This window comes from Bacillus silvicola (assembly GCF_050524305.1).
GTDB classification, from domain to species: domain Bacteria; phylum Bacillota; class Bacilli; order Bacillales; family Bacillaceae_G; genus Bacillus_A; species Bacillus_A cereus_AT.
This window is the reverse complement of sequence record NZ_JBNGVC010000001.1, coordinates 846,028-864,503: the sequence shown is the minus strand read 5'-3', so window position 1 is coordinate 864,503 and position 18,476 is coordinate 846,028. Positions and strand designations below refer to the sequence as shown.

Sequence of the window (18,476 nt, the reverse complement as noted above, 5' to 3'; positions counted from 1 at the left end):
TATTTTGGAGCTTCTTTTTGTCATTTAGACATTAATAAATTTCACATACCGTAATAAGGATAGAAAATTATTTTTTCGAAAAAATGTAGCAATTCCTTTTCAGAGTTTGCTATAATTAGTTCGAATATGGGCAGTATCAAAGCGAACTGCACCATTATTTTACGCAGTATGAAAAAATAATACTTTGGATTCTGCCTTGATCCAATAACGGACTGGGACAGAGGGATGAATAATGCCGACTAACACACAACCCTTCTGCCCTTTTATGGCCAGAGGGGTTTTTTATATGATTTCGGCCATCTCCTCTCTCCTGTATAAAGGAGGAGTAGTTTTTGAAAACAAAAACAGATTTTTTGAAAATGAAAGAGCAAGGTGAGCCGATTACAATGCTAACGGCGTATGATTATCCATCTGCTAAATTAGCAGAAGAAGCTAAAGTCGATATGATTTTAGTTGGTGATTCTCTAGGAATGGTTGTACTTGGATATGATTCAACAGTTCCAGTAACAGTAGAGGATATGATTCATCATACGAAAGCTGTACGCCGCGGCGCGAAAGAGACGTTTATTGTAACTGATATGCCATTCATGTCTTATCATATCTCATTGCAAGATACGATGGTTAATGCACGTCGCATTGTTCAAGAGAGTGGTGCACATGCATTAAAGGTAGAAGGTGCTGGAGAAGTTATATCAACTATTCACTACTTGACGAATGCGGGAATCCCTGTTGTGGCGCATTTAGGTTTAACTCCTCAATCTGTAGGAGTGCTAGGTGGATATAAAGTACAGGGGAAAGATGCTGAAAGTGCAAAAAAATTAATAGAAGACGCAAGGAAATGTGAAGAAGCTGGTGCGATAGCACTTGTGTTAGAGTGTGTGCCAATGCAATTAGCAGAACTTATTTCAGAGCAAATAACAATTCCTACAATTGGAATTGGAGCAGGACAAAAAGTAGATGGGCAAGTTCTTGTATACCATGATCTTATTTCGTACGGCGTAAATCGTGTTCCGAAATTTGTGAAGCAATATACGTCTGTTCAAGAGGAAATTGTGCGAGGGATTTCGCAATACGTTACTGAAGTAAAGACAGGGCAATTTCCTGAAGAAAAACATTCGTTCACAATGAAAGAGGAAGAATGCTTAGCGTTATACGGAGGAAAACAATAATGAAAATCATAACTACAGTGCAAGAAATGCAGCAAATTACAAACGAACTGCATGCAAGTGGAAAAAGTATCGGTTTTGTTCCAACGATGGGATATTTACATGAAGGGCATGCTACATTATTGCGTAAGGCAAGAGAAGAAAATGAAATTGTAGTTTTAAGTGTATTTGTAAACCCACTACAATTTGGACCAAATGAAGATTTAGATAGATACCCACGTGATATTGATAGGGACGAAAATGTAGCAAAAGAAAATGGTGTTGATTATTTATTTTATCCGAGTGTAAAAGAGATGTATCCAGCAGAACAAACGACAACAGTAGAAGTTGTGAAGCGTACCGACGTATTATGCGGCAAACAAAGACCTGGTCATTTCGCCGGTGTTGCGACTGTACTAATGAAACTATTTAATATCACATTGCCAACGCGTGCTTATTTCGGTATGAAAGATGCACAGCAAGTCGCTGTCATTGAAGGGTTTGTTGCTGATTTTAATATTCAAGTTACGATTGTACCAGTGGATATTGTAAGGGAAGAGGACGGATTAGCGAAAAGTTCTCGTAATGTGTACTTATCACAAGAAGAGCGTGAAGAGGCTCCTCATTTATACCGCAGTCTATGTATAGCGAAAGAAAAAATTGAGGCAGGCGAACGTAATTCAGAAATCATTACAACTCTTGTGCAAGAGTATATTGAGACATATACGAAAGGCACTGTAGATTATGCTGATTTATATGCATATCCTTCACTACAAGTAATGGATAAAATTGAAGGACGAATCATTTTAGCAATTGCAGTTAAATTTGAGAATGTACGATTAATTGACAATATAACATTAACGGTTAAATAAGGGGGAGCATCTATGTTTCGCACAATGATGAGAGCGAAGTTACATCGCGCAACAGTAACAGAAGCAAATTTAAATTATGTAGGTAGTATTACAATTGATGAAGATTTAATGGATGCAGTAAATATTGTAGAAAATGAAAAAGTACAAATTGTAAATAACAATAATGGTGCTCGCTTAGAGACATATGTTATTAAAGGAGAACGCGGTAGTGGTGTTGTTTGTTTAAATGGTGCAGCAGCAAGGCTTGTACAACCAGGTGATAAAGTTATTATTATTTGCTATGGTTTAGTGGCAGAAGAAAATGTTCATAAACAAGAGCCAAAAATTGCAGTGTTAGACGATGATAATCAAATTATTGAAATGTTAGGTGCTGAAAAAGCGGGTACGATATTATAAGTAGGAAAGCTATCTCTATTCTGGAGATAGCTTTTTTGTGCATCTTTTCATTAAGATGAGATAAAACGTGGTATAGTAACATTATATAATTTTTGTGTTTGATAGGTAAGAAATTGAGGTGTTACATATATGAGTAAGCGTTATGTCGTTGTTGATTTAGAGACGACAGGGAACTCCTGGAAGGATGGGAAGGATAAAATCACCCAAATTGCGGCTGTTGTAGTGGAAGATGGAGAGATATTAGAGATTTTTTCATCTTTTATTAATCCGAAGAGAGAGATTCCACCATTTATTACAGAATTAACAGGGATTGATCAGAGTTTGGTTAAGCAAGCCCCGTTATTTCAAGATGTAGCCCCGATGATTGTTGAGCTATTACAAGGTGCGGCTTTCGTTGCACATAACGTTCACTTTGATTGGAATTTTTTAACGGAAGAATTAAGACTGGCTGGATATACAGAAATACATTGCCCAAAAGTTGATACAGTTGAGTTGGCACAAATTCTTTTGCCGACAGCTGATAGTTATAAATTACGTGATTTAGCTAAGCAACATGAACTAGAGCACGATCAACCGCATCGTGCGGATAGTGATGCTCTTGTAACAGCGGAGTTGTTTTTACAATTTTTAAATGAAATTGAAAAGTTACCACTTGTCACGTTGCAATCGCTTTATGAATTAAGTGATGTTTTCCAAAGTGATATAGCTGATGTACTTTCTGAAAATATTTTAAAGAAAATGATGGATGGTAAAGAAAGGGCAGAAGGATATGAAGTGTATCGAAATGTTGCGCTTCGAAAGCGGAATTATTCTTTAAGTCTCAGTGAAACATGTTCATCTAAATTTGATGCTTTCTTACATAAGACAATGGATAAACTTGAATTGAATATGCCAAAGTTTCAAAAAAGAGAAAGTCAACAAATTATGATGAAGGAAATATATACAGCACTAAGAGATTCTAGGTTTTCACTTATTGAAGCAGGAACAGGTACGGGGAAGACTCTTGCATATTTACTTCCAAGTATTTATTTTGCAAAGAAAAAAGAAGAACCTGTCATTATAAGTACACAAACTGTACAACTGCAACAGCAAATACTAGAAAAAGAAATACCGTTATTACAGAAAATAATGCCATTTTCATTTGAAGTAGCTCTTCTGAAAGGAAGAAAGCATTATCTTTGTCTACACAAATTTGAATATGCTTTGCAAGAGGAAGAGAAAAATTATGATATGGCGCTCACAAAGGCAAAAATTTTAGTATGGTTATTGCAAACGAAAACTGGGGATCGTGATGAATTAAATATTCCTGAGGGCGGAAAATTACTTTGGAACCGTATTTGTAGTGATGCATATAGTCCAGGCGGGGTGCAAAGTAACTGGTTTAGTCGTTGTTTTTATCAACGAGCGAAAAATAAAGCATTATTTGCGGATATTGTTATTACAAATCATGCTTTATTATTTCAAGATTTTTCAAGCGAAGAACCACTGTTTGCTTCATGTGAACATATTATTTTTGATGAAGCTCATCATATAGAAGAAGCGGCGAGTAGAACATTAGGTGAACAGTTCTCATGCATGTATTTTCAATTAGCTTTATCTCGTCTTGGTACGCTAGAAACAGATGATGTACTTTCTAAAGTATATAAAATGATGAAAAAATCAGAGCAAGCATCTCGTTCGACTTTCCGTATGGTGAGTCATAGTTTGAAGGAATTGAAATTTGATGCGGATGAACTATTTCAAATGTTACGGACTTTCGTATTTAAACAAACAAAGCAGGAACAAGGGATGAGCAATATGCCGCTCATTTATCGATATAACACGGAAGTAGAGAAAGGTAAGTTATGGGATAGCATTACCGAGTTAACAAATCGATTTGTGTATGATGTAAGAAAATTATTGACTACACTTGAGAAGCAAGTTGATATATTGCAAAGTAAATTAGAATGGGAGATGCATGTCGTTACAGGTGAATTTATGCATTTAATTGAGTTGTTGAGAAAGATGGTACAATCTTTACAATTACTCATCTTAGAAAAAAATTCATACGTGACATGGATGGAGACTGAAACGAAGGGAACGATTCATTCAACAGTTTTATATGCGCAGCCTGTTCATATTGGTGAAAGATTTGCTGATGAATTTTTAACCCAGAAAAAGAGTGTTATTTTCACATCAGCAACGTTAACAGTTAATGATTCATTCGACTATATAAAAGAGGAGCTAGGTTTACATGATTTTGCTCCCAATACATTAAATGTTCCATCACCATTCCATTTTGAAGAACAAATGAAATTAATGGTTTCAACGGATGTGCCTTTTATTAAGAAAGCAAGTAATGAAGAATATATTGAGTCTATATCGGCACATATTGCGAAAATAGCGAAAGCTACAAAGGGTAGAATGCTCGTTTTATTCACTTCGTATGAAATGTTGAAAGAGGCGTATACGAATTTGAAAAATGATGAGGCATTAGAAGGATATTTATTATTAACGCAAAGTGTGAATAATAAGAGCCGAAGTCGTCTAATCCGCAAATTCCAGGAGTTCGACAAATCGATTTTGTTAGGAACAAGTAGTTTTTGGGAAGGGATAGATATACCTGGAGATGCCCTGAGTTGTCTTGTCATTGTCCGTCTTCCTTTTACCCCTCCTCATCAGCCGATGATGGAAGCAAAAGGAGAGTGGTTAAAAAATCAAGGAGAAGACGTATTCGCTAAGTTGGCGCTTCCGCAAGCAATCTTACGTTTCAAACAAGGGTTTGGTCGTCTTATTAGAACAAATACAGATACGGGAACTGTATTTGTATTAGATCGTCGTTTGACAAGTTCTTCCTATGGAAAACGATTTTTACAATCAATCCCAACTGTCCCGCTCTATGAAGGTCCTCTAGAAGAATTGTTAGAACAATTAAAGGAATGGCCAAATGAATAAAATTGGAATAAAAATACGCCTGAAGTACATTTAAACTTCAGGCGTAAAAAATGTGGGTAGGAGGAATTTTATTTTTCTTACTTCTTGTATACAAAATGTATTGGTTTTCGACTTGAAACCTTTTTTTGCTGTACATGTCCTGCTATAATAGATGGGTGATGAAGCAGGGGTTGTAAAGAATGTACTCTTATTGTAACCGCATTGCGTTCTTCTATAATTAGAAATTTTTGTGTAACGGAGGAGTTTTTTCATGGATAAGAAAATCGAAGTCCTATCAACGACGCGTATTAAATATTCGTCTGACTTGTATAAAATCGTTGATAGTTTGAATCGTACGTTAAAAGAGCAGGACCTCATGTTCGGATTAGCATTAGACGAAAAAGATAAAGAAACAGCTGTATTTACGATTTACAGAACGTAGTGATACAATGAAAAAGTGGATCTTTGCAATCGTTATCGTAATCGTTGCTAGCGGAATATATGGGGCGTATGTTTATAATAAAGCAATGGAAAAGAAAATCCCTAAAGAGGCAAAATCTGTAGAAATTGCAAAAGAAAAGGCAAAGCTTACAAAGGTAAAATCTGTGGATTATTATAACGGGAATTCTTCATATACAGTCGTACAAGGTGTAGACGAAAAAGGAGAACAAATTATTGTTTGGGTGCCTGATAAAAAAGGAAATGTCCTTGTGAAGAAAAAGAGCGAAGGTATTTCTGAAAAAGAAGCTTTGCAAAAATTGGCTGAACAAGCTACAGGAGAAGGTGCTGAGCCGAAGCCGAAACCAAAAGAAATTATAAAAGTAAAATTAGGTGCTCAAAACGATATTCCATTGTGGGAAATTACATATATTGATCAGGAAGATCGTTATACGTATTACTATTTAGAGTTTCAAAATGGGGTTTATGCTGGACACTACAGCATTGAAAAATAGATGTAGGGGGAACTACAAATGAAATTAGCAAAGCGAGTAGCTGCTTTAACACCATCTGCAACTTTAGAAATTACAGCAAAGGCACAAGCATTAAAAGCAGAAGGTCATGATGTAATTGGATTAGGAGCAGGAGAACCTGACTTTAATACGCCAGAACATATTATGGATGCTGCGCATAAAGCGATGTTAGAAGGACATACGAAGTATACACCAACAGGTGGATTACAAGCATTAAAACAAGAAATTGTGAAGAAGTTTACTCGTGATCAAGGAATTGCGTATGATCCATCTGAAATTATTGTATGTAATGGTGCCAAGCATGCATTATATACATTATTCCAAGTGTTACTTGATGAAGGAGATGAAGTTATCATCCCAACTCCTTATTGGGTAAGTTATCCTGAGCAAGTAAAGCTTGCTGGTGGTAAGCCAGTTTATGTGGAAGGTCTAGAAGGCAATGAGTACAAAATTACAGCAAAGCAGCTGCGTGAGGCAATTACAGAGAAAACGAAAGCAGTTATTATTAATTCACCGAGCAATCCAACAGGGATGATTTACAGCAAAGAAGAATTACAACAGCTTGGAGAAGTATGTTTAGAGCATGATATCTTAATCGTTTCAGATGAGATTTATGAAAAATTAATTTATGGTGACGCGGAATACACTTCAATTGCCCAGCTTTCTAATGCATTAAAAGAACAAACACTTATTATTAATGGCGTATCTAAATCACATTCTATGACAGGTTGGCGTATTGGATATGCAGCAGGAAATAAGCAGCTTATTAAAGCGATGACGAACTTAGCGAGTCATAGTACGTCAAACCCTACTTCAATTGCTCAATACGGTGCAATTGCTGCGTATGCAGGCTCACAAGAACCTGTAGAAACAATGCGTCAAGCGTTTGAAGAAAGATTGAACATTATTTATGATAAATTAATTCAAATTCCTGGTTTTACTTGCATTAAGCCACAAGGTGCTTTTTACTTATTCCCAAATGTAAAAGAAGCCGTAGCATTAGCTGGGTATGATACAGTTGATGAATGGGCAAAAGCATTATTAGAAGAAGAAAAGGTGGCTCTTGTTCCAGGTACAGGATTTGGTGCACCAAATAACGTTCGATTATCGTATGCGACATCTCTTGAGCAAGTTGAGAAAGCATTAGAACGAATTCATACGTTCATGAAGAGTAAAGTACAGGCTTAATCGTCTGTTTCTTGTAGTAAATGGAAAAAAGCCTCCCTATATATAGGGAGGTTTTTTTGACGAATTGTGGCAAAAAGAAATGGCTAAAGGTGTGTTATACTAGAAAGCGAGGTGTTTGGTGATGAAAAAGAAAATGATGTTACAATGGTTTGAGCAGGGAAGCATAGCGATTCCTAAATTGCTTATGATGCATTATAAAAAGCTAGGTTTAAATGAGACGGAATTTATGGTAGTACTTCATGTACACACATTTTTAGAATCAGGTAATTCGTTCCCGACTCCTTCAGAGATTTCAGAACGGATGACGATAACAGAAATGAAATGCATGGAAGTGATTCAGACTTTAATCCAAAAAGGTTTTTTAGCACTAGAAGGTGGACAAAGATCTGAAGCGATGATGTGTGAAAGTTATTCTTTACAACCACTGTGGGAAAAAATATTGCACTTTTTAATGAATGAATCTATAGAGGAAGAGCAAAAAGAACAAAAACAAATTCAAGTAAATTTATATACAGTATTTGAAAAAGAATTCGGAAGACCACTTTCGCCATTTGAATGTGAAACATTAGGGATGTGGGAAGATCAAGATCAACACCATCCAAATTTAATTCAAGCGGCTCTTCGTGAAGCTGTTATGAGTGGTAAACTTAATTTCCGGTATATTGATCGTATTTTGTTTGAGTGGAAAAAGAACGGAATTAAAACGGTAGATCAAGCGCAAAATCAAGGCCAGAAATTTAGAGCGAATCAACAACGCACACAACAAACGACAAAACAAGAGACGAAATTTACTGGGAAAGTGCCTTTTTATAATTGGTTGGAGCAGTAGTGTAGGAGGAAAGATATGTTGAACAAAACGCAAATTCGTTATTGTTTAGATACAATGGCGGATATGTATCCGGAAGCGCATTGTGAATTAATTCATGATAATCCATTTGAACTTGTAATCGCAGTGGCATTATCTGCACAATGCACAGATGCACTTGTGAATAAAGTGACGAAAAACTTATTTCAAAAATATAAAACACCAGAAGATTATTTAAGTGTGTCTTTAGAAGAGTTACAACAAGATATACGTTCCATTGGATTATTTAGAAATAAGGCGAAAAATATTCAAAAATTGTGCCGGATGTTACTAGATGATTATAACGGGAAAGTTCCAGAAGACCGTGACGAGCTGACGAAATTACCTGGAGTAGGGAGAAAGACAGCGAATGTAGTTGTTTCGGTAGCATTTGGAATTCCAGCAATTGCTGTTGATACGCATGTAGAGAGAGTAAGTAAACGGTTAGCAATTTGTAGATGGAAAGATTCTGTGTTAGAAGTGGAAAAGACATTGATGAAGAAAATTCCAATGGATGAGTGGGGAGTTACACACCATCGTATGATTTTCTTTGGGCGTTATTACTGTAAGGCGCAGCGACCACAATGTGAAGAGTGCCGATTACTAGAAATATGTCGTGAAGGAAAGAAACGAATGAAGGGGAAATAAAGGATGGAGCGAGTTATAGAAATACCGAAAGAGTTTCGGTACGTACCATTTTTTAAAAAGAGTGCAAATTCGATTACGTATAATACAGACCAGTCTTTTGAAGAAATAATACAAAATACTTACTTTATATTTGATATTGAAAGACAATATGAGCCGTGGAATGAAATTGAAACAAGTATTCCAGCGGTGTTAAATGTATGGAAAAGCAGGCATGAAGAAATTGCTACACTATTTCGAAACCGAAAAAAACAAGAAGCTGAGGGTCCGATGATTCTTTTTGCAGCACACTTGCTATCGGTTGTATATTGGCTAAATGAGAAGCCTGTTCATAGTTTGAATGAGATGCAAGTAAATACGAATGAATTGGAAGCACAACCTGTTAATTTTATAGAACGATACTCATTTATTATAAAGAAACCGAGTAATTATCATTCGTATATTCAATTAGCACAGTTGTATATTGAAATAGAAAAGCTACATGTTAAGAAAATGATAACAAAAAAGAAGTCCTTTTCTCGTTAAGAGTAAGGACTTCTTTTTTGTTATTAAGACTCTGATGTAACAACATCTCCGTCTGCGTGAGGTGTATCTCCTCCGGTATTCTGGTGGTGCTGCTCTTCTTCAGCTTTTTTTCTAGCTTCTTCTTCAGCTTTTTTCTTAGCTTCTTCGTCAGCCTTCTTCTTAGCCTCTTCTTCAGCAGCTTTCTTTTGAGCTTCTTCTTGCTGTTTACGTTGTTGTTCTTGTTGCTGTTGTTGCTGTTGTTGCTGTTGTTGCTGTTGCTGTTGTTGCTGTTGTTGCTGTTGTTGCTGTTGTTGCTGTTGTTGCTGTTGCTGTTGTTGCTGTTGTTGCTGTTGTTGCTGTTGTTGTTTACGCTGATCTTCTTCAGCTTTTTTTGTAGCTTCTTCTTGTTTTAGTTTATCTTCATTGGCCTTTTTCTGGGCATCTTCGTCAGCCTTCTTCTTAGCCTCTTCCTCAGCTTTTTTCGCATCTGGAGTTCCGCCAGGCGCAGTGAATGATGCACCAATTGCAGGACTTGTTCCAGTCCCCTTTTTCGCTACTACAGAGAAGCTGTAAGTAACACCTGGTTTAATACCACCAAGAGTAGCTGTCGTACCGCTTACTGACAAGCTACCACTAGAACCGTCAGTAGCTTTATAGCTTGCTGCGTATGCATCAACATTTGATGATGGTCCAGACCAGTTCAGTGTCACTGTGCTAGCACCATCGAAAGCGACATTAAGGCCACTAGGTGGATCTACTTTAATTTCTTTAACTGCATCTTTTTTCGCACCTTTAATGTACAGTTCTCCATTTAATTCTTGTACAGAAGAAGGGCGCTCGAAACTAGATTTATCTGTAGCGAATTTGCTCATCATTACTTGGAACATTTGCTGAGCAATTCTAGTAGAACGATCTCCAATGTAATTTTCTGCACTATCTTTTTCATAACCGGTCCATACAGCCATTGTATATTGAGGCGTATATCCTGCGAACCAACTATCTCTGTTTGCATCTGCTGGAATATCGTATTTTTTAATAACAGATTTATCAAAGTTTTGTGTTCCTGTTTTACCAGCAACGTCAAAACCGGGAACATAAGCCGTTGGGCCAGTACCACCACTACCAGGTTTTACGACATCACGAAGTACATCGGTAACCATGTAAGCTGTATAATCGTGCATTGCTCGTTTTTCTTTCGGCTTAAAGCTTTTCTTTTTCCCATCTGGGAAAATAACTTCTTTAACGAAATGAGGCTTATTGTACATACCGTCATTTCCAAATGCTGCATAAGCTCCAGCGACATCTAACGGAGAGCCTTCATTACTACCAATTGCAGTTGATTCAAATACAGTATCATCTTTAAATGTCATGCCTAGACCTTTGGCGAATTCTTTTGATTTATCAAGCCCGACCGCTTGAGCTGTTTTTAAAGCAGGAATATTTAAAGATTTTTTTAGTGCGTCACGTAGGGAGACATCTCCTTTATAACTGTTTGTAGCATTTTTAATTTTTGTACCATCAGAGTATGTGTACTCTGAGTCATTTAATTGATGGTACGTAGACCATTGTAGATTTTCAATAGCTGGACCATAGTCAAAAATAGGTTTCATTGTTGAACCAACTTGACGTTTTAAATCGATAGCCATGTTGTGTCCTTTAAATGTTGATTTGTTTTCTTTACGACCGGCACCGACTGCACGAACTTCTCCAGTTTTCGTATCCATAAATACAAATGAGCCTTGGAATTGATCATTTGGATATTTAATAAGATCTCCATCCATTATTTTATCTGCATAATCTTGAGCTTCAAGGTCGAGATTTGTATGGATTATTAAACCATCAGAGCCAATATTCACATCAGGTATCTCTTTTTCTACTTCTTTGAAAACGGCATCTAAATATGCTTGATAAGGCATTTCAGTTGCATCTGAAGATGGAAGAAGACCTTCTTTTACAGAGATTTGCATAGCGTCGTTCATTTCTTGTTTTGTAATGTAGCCATGACGATTCATTAATGTTAGTACAACATTACGACGATTTGTTGCTCGTTCAACATTTTCTGGTTTTGTTGGATCATAAATGTTAGGACCTTGGGGTAAACCAGCGAGCATTGCAGCTTCATGTAACTTTAAGTCTTTTAAGTCTTTGTTGTAGTATTTTTTTGCTGCAGTTGCAATACCATACGAACGGTTACCTAAGTTGATCTTATTTAAGTACATTTCTAGAATTTCATGTTTAGAGTACTGTTGCTCTAATTTATAAGATAAGTACCATTCTTGCACTTTTCTCTTTGCGGTTTTTTCCATCGTTAGGAAATAGTTTTTAACTACTTGCTGTGTAATTGTACTACCACCTTGTGATCCAAAACCACCAGTGACATTTTCCATAACTGCTTTTGTAGTACGCTTAAAATCAATTCCACTATGATCATAGAAGCGTGAATCTTCAGTCGCAAGGAAGGCATTTTCAACTACTTTTGGAATTTGTTCATATGTAACATGGGTTCGTTTTTCAGCACCATATTCATAGAAGAAATTCCCGTTTTTATCAAGGAATTTTGTTGATAAAGGATTGACAAGTTTTGATTTGTCTAATTTCGGAGCGTCCTTTACCATAACAAAGAAAGCTGAAACGCCGGCAACGAGTCCGACGATACTAAGAAGTAGAAAACCTATAAGGAATTTCTTGAAAAAGGAACCTTTTTTCTTTGGTTTTTCTTCTTTATTTGTTTCTTTCGTTTGATTTTTTACATGATTTCGTTCTGTACGAGAACGATAATTATCTGACATTATACTTTCTCCTACCTTTCATTCTCTCCCCCAAAAGTCGAAAAAAGAGCCTTAGTGATGACTCTATCACGAAAAATAAACCGTGTCTAGTACGCGGATATAATCAATTCGAGGGTGATAACCGCATGATAATAAAGATCCATGCTCTTCTATTTCTTGTTTTGTAATCGATTTACGTCCACCAGTATTTTGACGATTCCAAAATGCAATAATATGTTTTGCATCTAATAAATAAAATTCATCAAAAAGTGTAAATTTAATAATAACAAATGCAATTCCATTATGAGCGATTACTTGCTTCATATGCTCAATTTGATGAAGGTGGAAGTTTTGAAGTGGAAAACTGGTTTTGTTTTTTGTTTCTTTTGCTTCAAAATCGATGTATTTCCCTTTGTATACACCGTTGTAATCTGTTGTAGAAGGTTGTTTGAAATACGCTTCTTTTACCACTGCAGCACTTCGAGCGGGGTAATCTACTTTTACAATTTGAAGAGGTGTAGGTTTTTTATGTACGCATGCAATATTATGGGTTAAGTAATATTGATTGGTTTCATTCAATTCCTCTTCAAGGGACATACCTCTATTACTGTAAGTATGTTTTTTTATTGGTGTTTTATGAGGTTGTGAAGCTTGATCGTACCTTTTTCCATTTGGGTAACGAATGGTCATATTGTGTCCACTCCCAACTTGTTAAGAATTACTTACAAAGGTGATTATATCAAAAAATGAAAAAAGATGTGACCTTTTTCAAGAAAGGTATGGTACTTATTCATGTTTAGCTGGAACGATTACGAAAAAATTAAACAAAACCGTAAGGATATTTTGTGTACAGAAGAGGAGAAAGCTATAGTTCTTAATATTAAGGAGAGAACGGATGTAGCTAACGTAGATAACATTTCACGTACACAATCTTACCAAGAATATTATTTGAGAAATAAAGAAATTAGGTGGTCTTTTTTAGCAAGTATGGTCTCAAGGAATGGGGGATGGAATATGACAGATTTAGAAGGAGAATATTATTCTAATCTTCTACCTCAAACAGTTAAGAGACGATTATTTCTTTGTTATGAGAAAGCTAATTGGATCATTTTCTTAGATGCATTTCCTCAACTATTATTGTATGAAGAAAGTAAAAGGCGATGTGAGCCGCTCTTTCATTTGTTGCAATTTTTCAACATATCAATTTTTATGGAAAAAGAATGGTCATATTTCTGGGAGGAAAAAGATATCAATAGGCTTATGACGGCACTTATTATTAATGAACAAAATAAAATTCAAAAACCAGTAATCGAGAATACATACTTTCAAAAACATGTATTTGATACGGCGGTGTTCAAATTTCAAGAAATACTTCACATTAGTGCAGTTGTTTTTCCGATGATGGAAGGGAGAATGTATGGGTTTTCGGTTTATCAATTTGAAACGTTACAAAAACGTATAGAACTTGGGAAGAAGTTAGCTTGGTTATTATTTCATTCAAAGTATAAAGATTCTTTTTATAAGTTTGCATTGCAAACTAGGCATACGGGATCAAGGATGGATTATGAATGCAATATAAGAGAGATTAGAAAATCAAGTACACCGGCTCTTAGAGATGTGTACGCTATTGTCGCTCACGAAAAATTAATTGAAAAAGATTGGTTTAGTGAAGGGATGGAAATGGAGTCTTTATTTGTACTTGAAAAACCAAAGGGGGGAATTAATATAACAGAATGGTATAGAATGAAGAGGGAGCAAATACATACTCTTTCTATATTAAGTAGTTTTGTTAAAAGAATAGATGAGTTCATGATATAATCAAAAAGTCCCGCCTTCCTACATGAAGGCGGGGCTTCTTGATTAAAAGTAATATGTTCTTCAACAAATTACTTTTTACTTCGCTATTTGCCGGCAGTACGACTTTAACCTCAGCACTTATCGAAAGCAAATAGGGAAGGTTAGACTGGAAATTAGCTATTTGTAAAAGCCGCTTTGGTTAAAGGGTCATTTTATCCCGCTATTTGTGGGCGGTAAAACTCCCACCTCAAAATTCGGCTGGAGCAAAGAAGTTAGGTGGGAGCCTTACTGCCCGTAAACGCTCGATTGGTGAAGGCTAATAATCAGTGGGGACGAACAAAACCCTCACTAATTAAAGTTTTACTTTATGTAGCGGGGTAATTTGGACCATCAAGCTTTGGATTACCAGTCTCAGGTTTGTTTTGTTGTTTGTTTTGTTTTTTCTTTTTTTCATTTTTATTTTTTGTCATCGTAATACACCTCCTTTTTGTATTGTTACCATTTCTAAAAATGGCATACAAAATGATTTCTTTGACGAATATCAACTAGTTTTGTCATGTGAGCAGGAGTAACCAATCAATCGGCGAAATTACATGACAAAGGAAAGGCAAAGAAGGGGGCGTTTTAAATATGGCGATGGTTCAGAAGGAAGATGTTATGAAAAAAATGGATCAAATGTTAAGTTCTCTCGATTTGCTGGAAATGAATATTGGGATTAGAATGAATCACGCATTGAAGGATAAAGTTGAAAAAATATGCAATAAGATAGAAATAACAGAAATGCATATCGAGCATATGGAAAATAAATTAGTGCATCACGAAGAAAAAGGGAGCTGGGTAAAGACATTTCAAAACGTCGTAGTGAGTGCATAATAAGGTGGGAATAAAATGAAATATGAAGCATTAATCCAGTCTTCGGAGAAGTTAATGCAGTATAATGATGAAGCCAATGTAAAGAAAAGAGAAATGGATGAATATGATTTTTATAAGGATATGAAGCCATTTGTTGATATGGTAGATGCGGAGCTAGAGGTGTGGAAAGAATTAGCTTATATATGGATAAAGGAAGAGCAGCCTAAGTATATACATGTACAACAAATCGATCAAGTGTATGAGAATTTACAAACTAATGTGCTACAATGTTTTGTTAATAAGGGAAAAGGTAAACGTTTCTTTGAAACTCATCAAGCTATTTCGTATACTTTGCAAAATATCGTAGATCAATGTAAGTAACAAGAGGGGAAAACCCTCTTGTTTTTTTAGGCTTCTGTCGCTGTTGTAGGTTTTGTTGCGCCGTTTATTTCTAATTCACGTATTAATGTTCGGTAATCTGAGATGCATATTTTTCCTTCGAGATAACAATGTCTCGCAAAGTCTAGCAGTTCATTTGAACTTTCTGTACAGTACCCCTTTTTTTGAGAAAACGCTTGTTTTAAATCCCCTAATACCATGTTGATTCCTCCCCCATGAGAATCTTCTTCCTTATTATCATAGCATGGAAGGGTTTACTTTCTAATTTTTTTAAAAATTTAAACTTCCGACAAAAACAGACAGATACTCCGTCACACATTTTATTTTATAGGTACATATTCTATATGTAGAAACTTATGTGAAGGAGGAGAGTATGCATGTTTCAACAACCTAATGTATATCAGCAAACAAATCCATATGCACAGCAAAATATGTACCAATATAATGAGGATACATATTTACGATATAATATGTATCCTTTCGAGCCTCATTATGGGAACCAAAATTATTATCAACCATTTGAAGTGTCGTTTGGGAATCAACCGCAACAAGAACAACACCCCTACATGAATCAGCAGCAGCAACCACAACAACCCTACATGAATCAACAACAGCAGCAACCACAACAACCCTATATGAATCAACAACAGCAGCAACCACAACCGCAACAAGAACAACACCCCTACATGAATCAGCAGCAGCAACCACAACAACCCTACATGAATCAACAACAGCAGCAACCACAACAACCCTATATGAATCAACAACAGCAACCTTATGTGAATTCACAATATTATATGCCGCCACCATCTCCCTATGGAAATCAACAAGCGATGTTTTATCCACCAAAACAACCGTATCCAACTATGAATAAACAAAAGCAACAACAGCAACCGAGTCAATTTTCTAGTTTTGTTTCCCAATTTAAAACATCAGATGGCAACTATGATGTAAATAAAATGATGAACACAGCTGGGCAAATGATGAATGCAATGAATCAAGTGACGGGTATTGTGAAACAAGTTGGAGGTTTTTTTGGTAAATAATAGTGGGGGGTATCTATAATAGTATTATGTATGAAGTAGGGCAATAGTCAAATTTCTGTGAAATAAATGGGTGTATATAACAAGCGGCTTAACCTCTTCTCTCATATTGTAAAGTGTAGTCAGATTTTTTTTAAGAGAGAGGAGAGAAAAAACTATGCATCATTGTCATCCTTGCTTTGGAGGGCATAAGCCTGTAGGACCTATTTGTACAACTGCTCCTGTCATTCATCCGACAAAACAATGCGTAACACATTCTTTTTCAACAACGGTGGTGCCACACATTTTCCCAACGCATACAACACATGTACACCATCAACAAATTAAAAATCAAGGCTTCTTCCCACAAACAAACTCGAACGTAAATGTTGTAGACCCTGGTGATCCAGGATTTGTTGGTGGATTTGGCGGCGGATGTGGACCATGTGGTCATGGCCATCACCACCACCACGGGCATCAAATATCTCCATTTGGACCAGGACCGAATGTATCCCCATTTGGACCAGGACCGAATGTGTCACCGTTTGGACCGAATGTAGGACCAAATGTTGGTGGAATGTTTAAAAGGTAAATGATATGTTAGAACTAGCGAAATGCTAGTTCTTTTTTTGTAATTGGAGTGTTGATATGAAAGTTATTGCAGTAACAGGATATAAGCCATTTGAACTTGGAATATTTAAAAATGATCATCCAGGAGTAGAATGTATAAAAAAGGCGCTGCGTCGTAAATTAACTGCTTTTGTAGAAGATGGTTTAGAGTGGGTTATAATAAGCGGCCAGTTAGGTGTAGAATTATGGGCTGCTGAAGTTGTTTTTGAAATACAAGTAGAATATCCAGATTTAAAATTAGCGGTATTTACTCCATTTTTAGAACAAGAAGAAGGCTGGAAGGAAGATAACCGTGAATATTACGAATTTATTCTTTCGCAAGCAGATCACATTGATAGTATTACGAAACGGAAGTACGAAAGCCCAGAGCAATTTAAATTAAAGAATCAATTTTTTATTGCAAAAAGTGACGCACTTTTAGCTGTATACGATGAAGAAAAGCCTGGGAGCCCTAAATATATAGTAGAAGCGGCTAAGAAAAAAGGAGAAATAGAAAATTATCACAGTTATTTCATTCTTTTTTCTGATTTACAAGATATAATGGAAGAGGAACAGTGGAATAATGCAGATTAATATGTAATATTGTATTCGCATATTTGATTGACAAAAGGCATTGTTTCTGAAAAAATTTAGTTAATGAAAGCTTTGGCAAAAATTTGAGGTGAAGAAAATGATTTCGGATAAAATTAAATTAACAGCGAAAGATATTTTAGAAAAAGAATTTAAAACAGGTATGAGAGGTTATCAACAAGAAGAAGTAGATAAGTTTCTTGATATGATTATTAAAGATTATGAAGCTTTTCATAAGGAATTTGATCAATTAAAACAACAAAATGCTCGTTTAAAACGTGAATTAGAAGAGCAGAAAGTAGCGGCAACACAAGTTCCGCAACAACCAGTACAAACACCAGTTGCACAACCAGTATATAACAATACGAATACGGATATTTTAAAACGTCTATCTAATTTAGAAAAAGCTGTATTTGGAAGTAAGTTATACGAATAAATTAGGGTAACAAAAAGGTTAAAGTAGTTTACATAGAAAAAAACATTGCAAAATCTTTTTGTTTCCACTATACTAATGTTTGTCATAACGTTTGGGTAATCGCTGCAACGCCAACGTTGTAGAGGAAAGTCCATGCTCGCACGGCCTGAGATGGCTGTAGTGTTCGTGCCTAGCCAAGTCATAAGCTAGGGTATTCTGGCTGTAAGGCTAGTTTAACGGCAGGGAAAAAACCTAAGTCCTTTCGGATATGGTTTGACTACCTTTAAAGTGCCACAGTGACGAAGTCCTTGAAGAAATGATAGGAGTGGAACGAGGTAAACCCCACGAGCGAGAAACCCAAATAATGGTAGGGGAATCTTTTCCAAGGAAATGAACGATGGGAAAGGACAGGTTTTCGTAACCTGTAGATAGATGATTACCACCGGAGTACGAGGCGTGGGCCGTTTGCAGTACAAAGGAACAGAACATGGCTTACAGAACGTTATGAACCAACTATGAAATAACTCAGCTCTCCTTTGTTAGAG

The 18,476-nt window shown here is 36.1% G+C and carries 21 protein-coding genes and 1 other RNA gene; 18 read left to right on the top strand and 4 right to left on the bottom strand.

The window, feature by feature from the left end; all coding sequences use genetic code 11:
- Positions 1 to 332: 332 nt before the first annotated feature.
- The 10 genes from panB to ACP6L7_RS04480 all read left to right on the top strand — a co-directional run bounded on the left by panB (position 333) and on the right by ACP6L7_RS04480 (position 9,499).
- Entirely contained in the window at positions 333 to 1,169 is an 837-nt protein-coding gene (gene panB, locus ACP6L7_RS04525; protein WP_097831709.1) for a 3-methyl-2-oxobutanoate hydroxymethyltransferase, read from the top strand.
- Positions 1,169 to 2,017, top strand: a complete 849-nt coding sequence (gene panC / locus ACP6L7_RS04520; protein ID WP_097831708.1) for a pantoate--beta-alanine ligase — start codon at positions 1,169 to 1,171, stop codon at positions 2,015 to 2,017. The genes panB and panC overlap by 1 nt, the downstream gene beginning before the upstream one ends.
- Positions 2,018 to 2,029: 12 nt before the next feature.
- Positions 2,030 to 2,413: an aspartate 1-decarboxylase gene (gene panD / locus ACP6L7_RS04515; protein WP_000490180.1), complete on the top strand. Its 384-nt coding sequence runs from the start codon at positions 2,030 to 2,032 to the stop codon at positions 2,411 to 2,413.
- A 129-nt stretch (positions 2,414 to 2,542) separates the two neighbouring features.
- Complete coding sequence (gene dinG, locus ACP6L7_RS04510) at positions 2,543 to 5,347, top strand: ATP-dependent DNA helicase DinG (protein WP_097831707.1); 2,805 nt, start codon at positions 2,543 to 2,545, stop codon at positions 5,345 to 5,347.
- A 250-nt stretch (positions 5,348 to 5,597) separates the two neighbouring features.
- Positions 5,598 to 5,768 (top strand): YpmA family protein, encoded by a 171-nt coding sequence (locus ACP6L7_RS04505; RefSeq protein ID WP_000358352.1) that lies wholly within the window; start codon positions 5,598 to 5,600, stop codon positions 5,766 to 5,768.
- Positions 5,769 to 5,775: 7 nt separating this feature from the next.
- The gene (locus ACP6L7_RS04500; RefSeq protein ID WP_097831706.1) at positions 5,776 to 6,279 is read left to right on the top strand and encodes a cell wall elongation regulator TseB-like domain-containing protein; all 504 of its coding nucleotides are present in this window, start codon (positions 5,776 to 5,778) and stop codon (positions 6,277 to 6,279) included.
- Between the two features lie 18 nt (positions 6,280 to 6,297).
- On the top strand, positions 6,298 to 7,485 hold the full coding sequence (aspB, locus tag ACP6L7_RS04495; RefSeq protein WP_097831705.1) for an aspartate transaminase AspB: 1,188 nt from the start codon (positions 6,298 to 6,300) through the stop codon (positions 7,483 to 7,485).
- 121 nt (positions 7,486 to 7,606) lie between these two features.
- Positions 7,607 to 8,314 carry a DNA replication protein DnaD gene (gene dnaD / locus ACP6L7_RS04490; protein WP_000728545.1) on the top strand — a complete coding sequence of 236 codons (708 nt, stop codon included), beginning with the start codon at positions 7,607 to 7,609 and terminating at the stop codon, positions 8,312 to 8,314.
- 15 nt (positions 8,315 to 8,329) lie between these two features.
- The gene (nth, locus tag ACP6L7_RS04485; protein ID WP_000933020.1) at positions 8,330 to 8,977 is read left to right on the top strand and encodes an endonuclease III; all 648 of its coding nucleotides are present in this window, start codon (positions 8,330 to 8,332) and stop codon (positions 8,975 to 8,977) included.
- Positions 8,978 to 8,980: 3 nt separating this feature from the next.
- Entirely contained in the window at positions 8,981 to 9,499 is a 519-nt protein-coding gene (locus ACP6L7_RS04480; protein WP_097831704.1) for a YpoC family protein, read from the top strand.
- Between the two features lie 23 nt (positions 9,500 to 9,522).
- Here the strand turns inward: ACP6L7_RS04480 and ACP6L7_RS04475 are convergent, their stop codons facing one another.
- Together ACP6L7_RS04475 and recU are read right to left on the bottom strand one after the other, a co-directional pair.
- A complete protein-coding gene (locus ACP6L7_RS04475) occupies positions 9,523 to 12,267 on the bottom strand; it encodes a PBP1A family penicillin-binding protein (protein WP_430528899.1) in 2,745 nt (914 codons plus the stop codon).
- Between the two features lie 66 nt (positions 12,268 to 12,333).
- Positions 12,334 to 12,936 carry a Holliday junction resolvase RecU gene (recU, locus tag ACP6L7_RS04470; protein ID WP_071770132.1) on the bottom strand — a complete coding sequence of 201 codons (603 nt, stop codon included), beginning with the start codon at positions 12,934 to 12,936 and terminating at the stop codon, positions 12,334 to 12,336.
- A 102-nt stretch (positions 12,937 to 13,038) separates the two neighbouring features.
- Between recU and ACP6L7_RS04465 the strand changes: the two genes are divergently transcribed.
- Complete coding sequence (locus ACP6L7_RS04465) at positions 13,039 to 14,064, top strand: DUF2515 domain-containing protein (RefSeq protein WP_097831702.1); 1,026 nt, start codon at positions 13,039 to 13,041, stop codon at positions 14,062 to 14,064.
- Between the two features lie 344 nt (positions 14,065 to 14,408).
- Here the strand turns inward: ACP6L7_RS04465 and ACP6L7_RS04460 are convergent, their stop codons facing one another.
- The gene (locus ACP6L7_RS04460) at positions 14,409 to 14,588 is read right to left on the bottom strand and encodes a phage portal protein (RefSeq protein ID WP_097831701.1); all 180 of its coding nucleotides are present in this window, start codon (positions 14,586 to 14,588) and stop codon (positions 14,409 to 14,411) included.
- A gap of 85 nt (positions 14,589 to 14,673) precedes the next feature.
- On the opposite strand from ACP6L7_RS04460, the gene ACP6L7_RS04455 reads away from it, so the two are divergent.
- Positions 14,674 to 14,916 carry a hypothetical protein gene (locus ACP6L7_RS04455; RefSeq protein WP_001252038.1) on the top strand — a complete coding sequence of 81 codons (243 nt, stop codon included), beginning with the start codon at positions 14,674 to 14,676 and terminating at the stop codon, positions 14,914 to 14,916.
- A 15-nt stretch (positions 14,917 to 14,931) separates the two neighbouring features.
- Positions 14,932 to 15,276 (top strand): YppE family protein, encoded by a 345-nt coding sequence (locus ACP6L7_RS04450; RefSeq protein WP_097831700.1) that lies wholly within the window; start codon positions 14,932 to 14,934, stop codon positions 15,274 to 15,276.
- Positions 15,277 to 15,302: 26 nt separating this feature from the next.
- On the opposite strand, the gene ACP6L7_RS04445 is transcribed toward ACP6L7_RS04450, so the two are convergent.
- A complete protein-coding gene (locus ACP6L7_RS04445; RefSeq protein ID WP_000242654.1) occupies positions 15,303 to 15,494 on the bottom strand; it encodes a YppF family protein in 192 nt (63 codons plus the stop codon).
- A gap of 177 nt (positions 15,495 to 15,671) precedes the next feature.
- Between ACP6L7_RS04445 and ACP6L7_RS04440 the strand changes: the two genes are divergently transcribed.
- The 5 genes from ACP6L7_RS04440 (at position 15,672) to rnpB (ending at position 18,431) form a co-directional block, all read left to right on the top strand.
- Positions 15,672 to 16,340, top strand: coding sequence for a YppG family protein (locus ACP6L7_RS04440; RefSeq protein WP_430528898.1), 669 nt, complete (start codon positions 15,672 to 15,674; stop codon positions 16,338 to 16,340).
- A gap of 154 nt (positions 16,341 to 16,494) precedes the next feature.
- Entirely contained in the window at positions 16,495 to 16,908 is a 414-nt protein-coding gene (locus ACP6L7_RS04435) for a CotD family spore coat protein (protein WP_097831698.1), read from the top strand.
- A 56-nt stretch (positions 16,909 to 16,964) separates the two neighbouring features.
- Positions 16,965 to 17,519 carry an SLOG family protein gene (locus tag ACP6L7_RS04430; protein ID WP_097831697.1) on the top strand — a complete coding sequence of 185 codons (555 nt, stop codon included), beginning with the start codon at positions 16,965 to 16,967 and terminating at the stop codon, positions 17,517 to 17,519.
- A 97-nt stretch (positions 17,520 to 17,616) separates the two neighbouring features.
- Positions 17,617 to 17,952 (top strand): cell division regulator GpsB, encoded by a 336-nt coding sequence (gene gpsB / locus ACP6L7_RS04425; protein WP_000622426.1) that lies wholly within the window; start codon positions 17,617 to 17,619, stop codon positions 17,950 to 17,952.
- Between the two features lie 87 nt (positions 17,953 to 18,039).
- Positions 18,040 to 18,431: RNase P RNA component class B (gene rnpB / locus ACP6L7_RS04420), an RNA gene on the top strand.
- The last annotated feature ends 45 nt before the right edge of the window (positions 18,432 to 18,476 follow it).

Excerpts from the sequence above, each read along its gene's own strand:
- panC (WP_097831708.1), top strand. The coding sequence starts at position 1,169 with ATGAAAATCATAACTACAGTGCAAGAAATGCAGCAAATTACAAACGAA.
- panD (WP_000490180.1), top strand. The coding sequence starts at position 2,030 with ATGTTTCGCACAATGATGAGAGCGAAGTTACATCGCGCAACAGTAACA.
- dinG (WP_097831707.1), top strand. The coding sequence starts at position 2,543 with ATGAGTAAGCGTTATGTCGTTGTTGATTTAGAGACGACAGGGAACTCC.
- ACP6L7_RS04505 (WP_000358352.1), top strand. The coding sequence starts at position 5,598 with ATGGATAAGAAAATCGAAGTCCTATCAACGACGCGTATTAAATATTCG.
- ACP6L7_RS04500 (WP_097831706.1), top strand. The coding sequence starts at position 5,776 with ATGAAAAAGTGGATCTTTGCAATCGTTATCGTAATCGTTGCTAGCGGA.
- aspB (WP_097831705.1), top strand. The coding sequence starts at position 6,298 with ATGAAATTAGCAAAGCGAGTAGCTGCTTTAACACCATCTGCAACTTTA.
- dnaD (WP_000728545.1), top strand. The coding sequence starts at position 7,607 with ATGAAAAAGAAAATGATGTTACAATGGTTTGAGCAGGGAAGCATAGCG.
- nth (WP_000933020.1), top strand. The coding sequence starts at position 8,330 with ATGTTGAACAAAACGCAAATTCGTTATTGTTTAGATACAATGGCGGAT.
- ACP6L7_RS04480 (WP_097831704.1), top strand. The coding sequence starts at position 8,981 with ATGGAGCGAGTTATAGAAATACCGAAAGAGTTTCGGTACGTACCATTT.
- ACP6L7_RS04475 (WP_430528899.1), bottom strand. The coding sequence starts at position 12,267 with ATGTCAGATAATTATCGTTCTCGTACAGAACGAAATCATGTAAAAAAT.
- recU (WP_071770132.1), bottom strand. The coding sequence starts at position 12,936 with ATGACCATTCGTTACCCAAATGGAAAAAGGTACGATCAAGCTTCACAA.
- ACP6L7_RS04465 (WP_097831702.1), top strand. The coding sequence starts at position 13,039 with ATGTTTAGCTGGAACGATTACGAAAAAATTAAACAAAACCGTAAGGAT.
- ACP6L7_RS04455 (WP_001252038.1), top strand. The coding sequence starts at position 14,674 with ATGGCGATGGTTCAGAAGGAAGATGTTATGAAAAAAATGGATCAAATG.
- ACP6L7_RS04450 (WP_097831700.1), top strand. The coding sequence starts at position 14,932 with ATGAAATATGAAGCATTAATCCAGTCTTCGGAGAAGTTAATGCAGTAT.
- ACP6L7_RS04445 (WP_000242654.1), bottom strand. The coding sequence starts at position 15,494 with ATGGTATTAGGGGATTTAAAACAAGCGTTTTCTCAAAAAAAGGGGTAC.
- ACP6L7_RS04440 (WP_430528898.1), top strand. The coding sequence starts at position 15,672 with ATGTTTCAACAACCTAATGTATATCAGCAAACAAATCCATATGCACAG.
- ACP6L7_RS04435 (WP_097831698.1), top strand. The coding sequence starts at position 16,495 with ATGCATCATTGTCATCCTTGCTTTGGAGGGCATAAGCCTGTAGGACCT.
- ACP6L7_RS04430 (WP_097831697.1), top strand. The coding sequence starts at position 16,965 with ATGAAAGTTATTGCAGTAACAGGATATAAGCCATTTGAACTTGGAATA.
- gpsB (WP_000622426.1), top strand. The coding sequence starts at position 17,617 with ATGATTTCGGATAAAATTAAATTAACAGCGAAAGATATTTTAGAAAAA.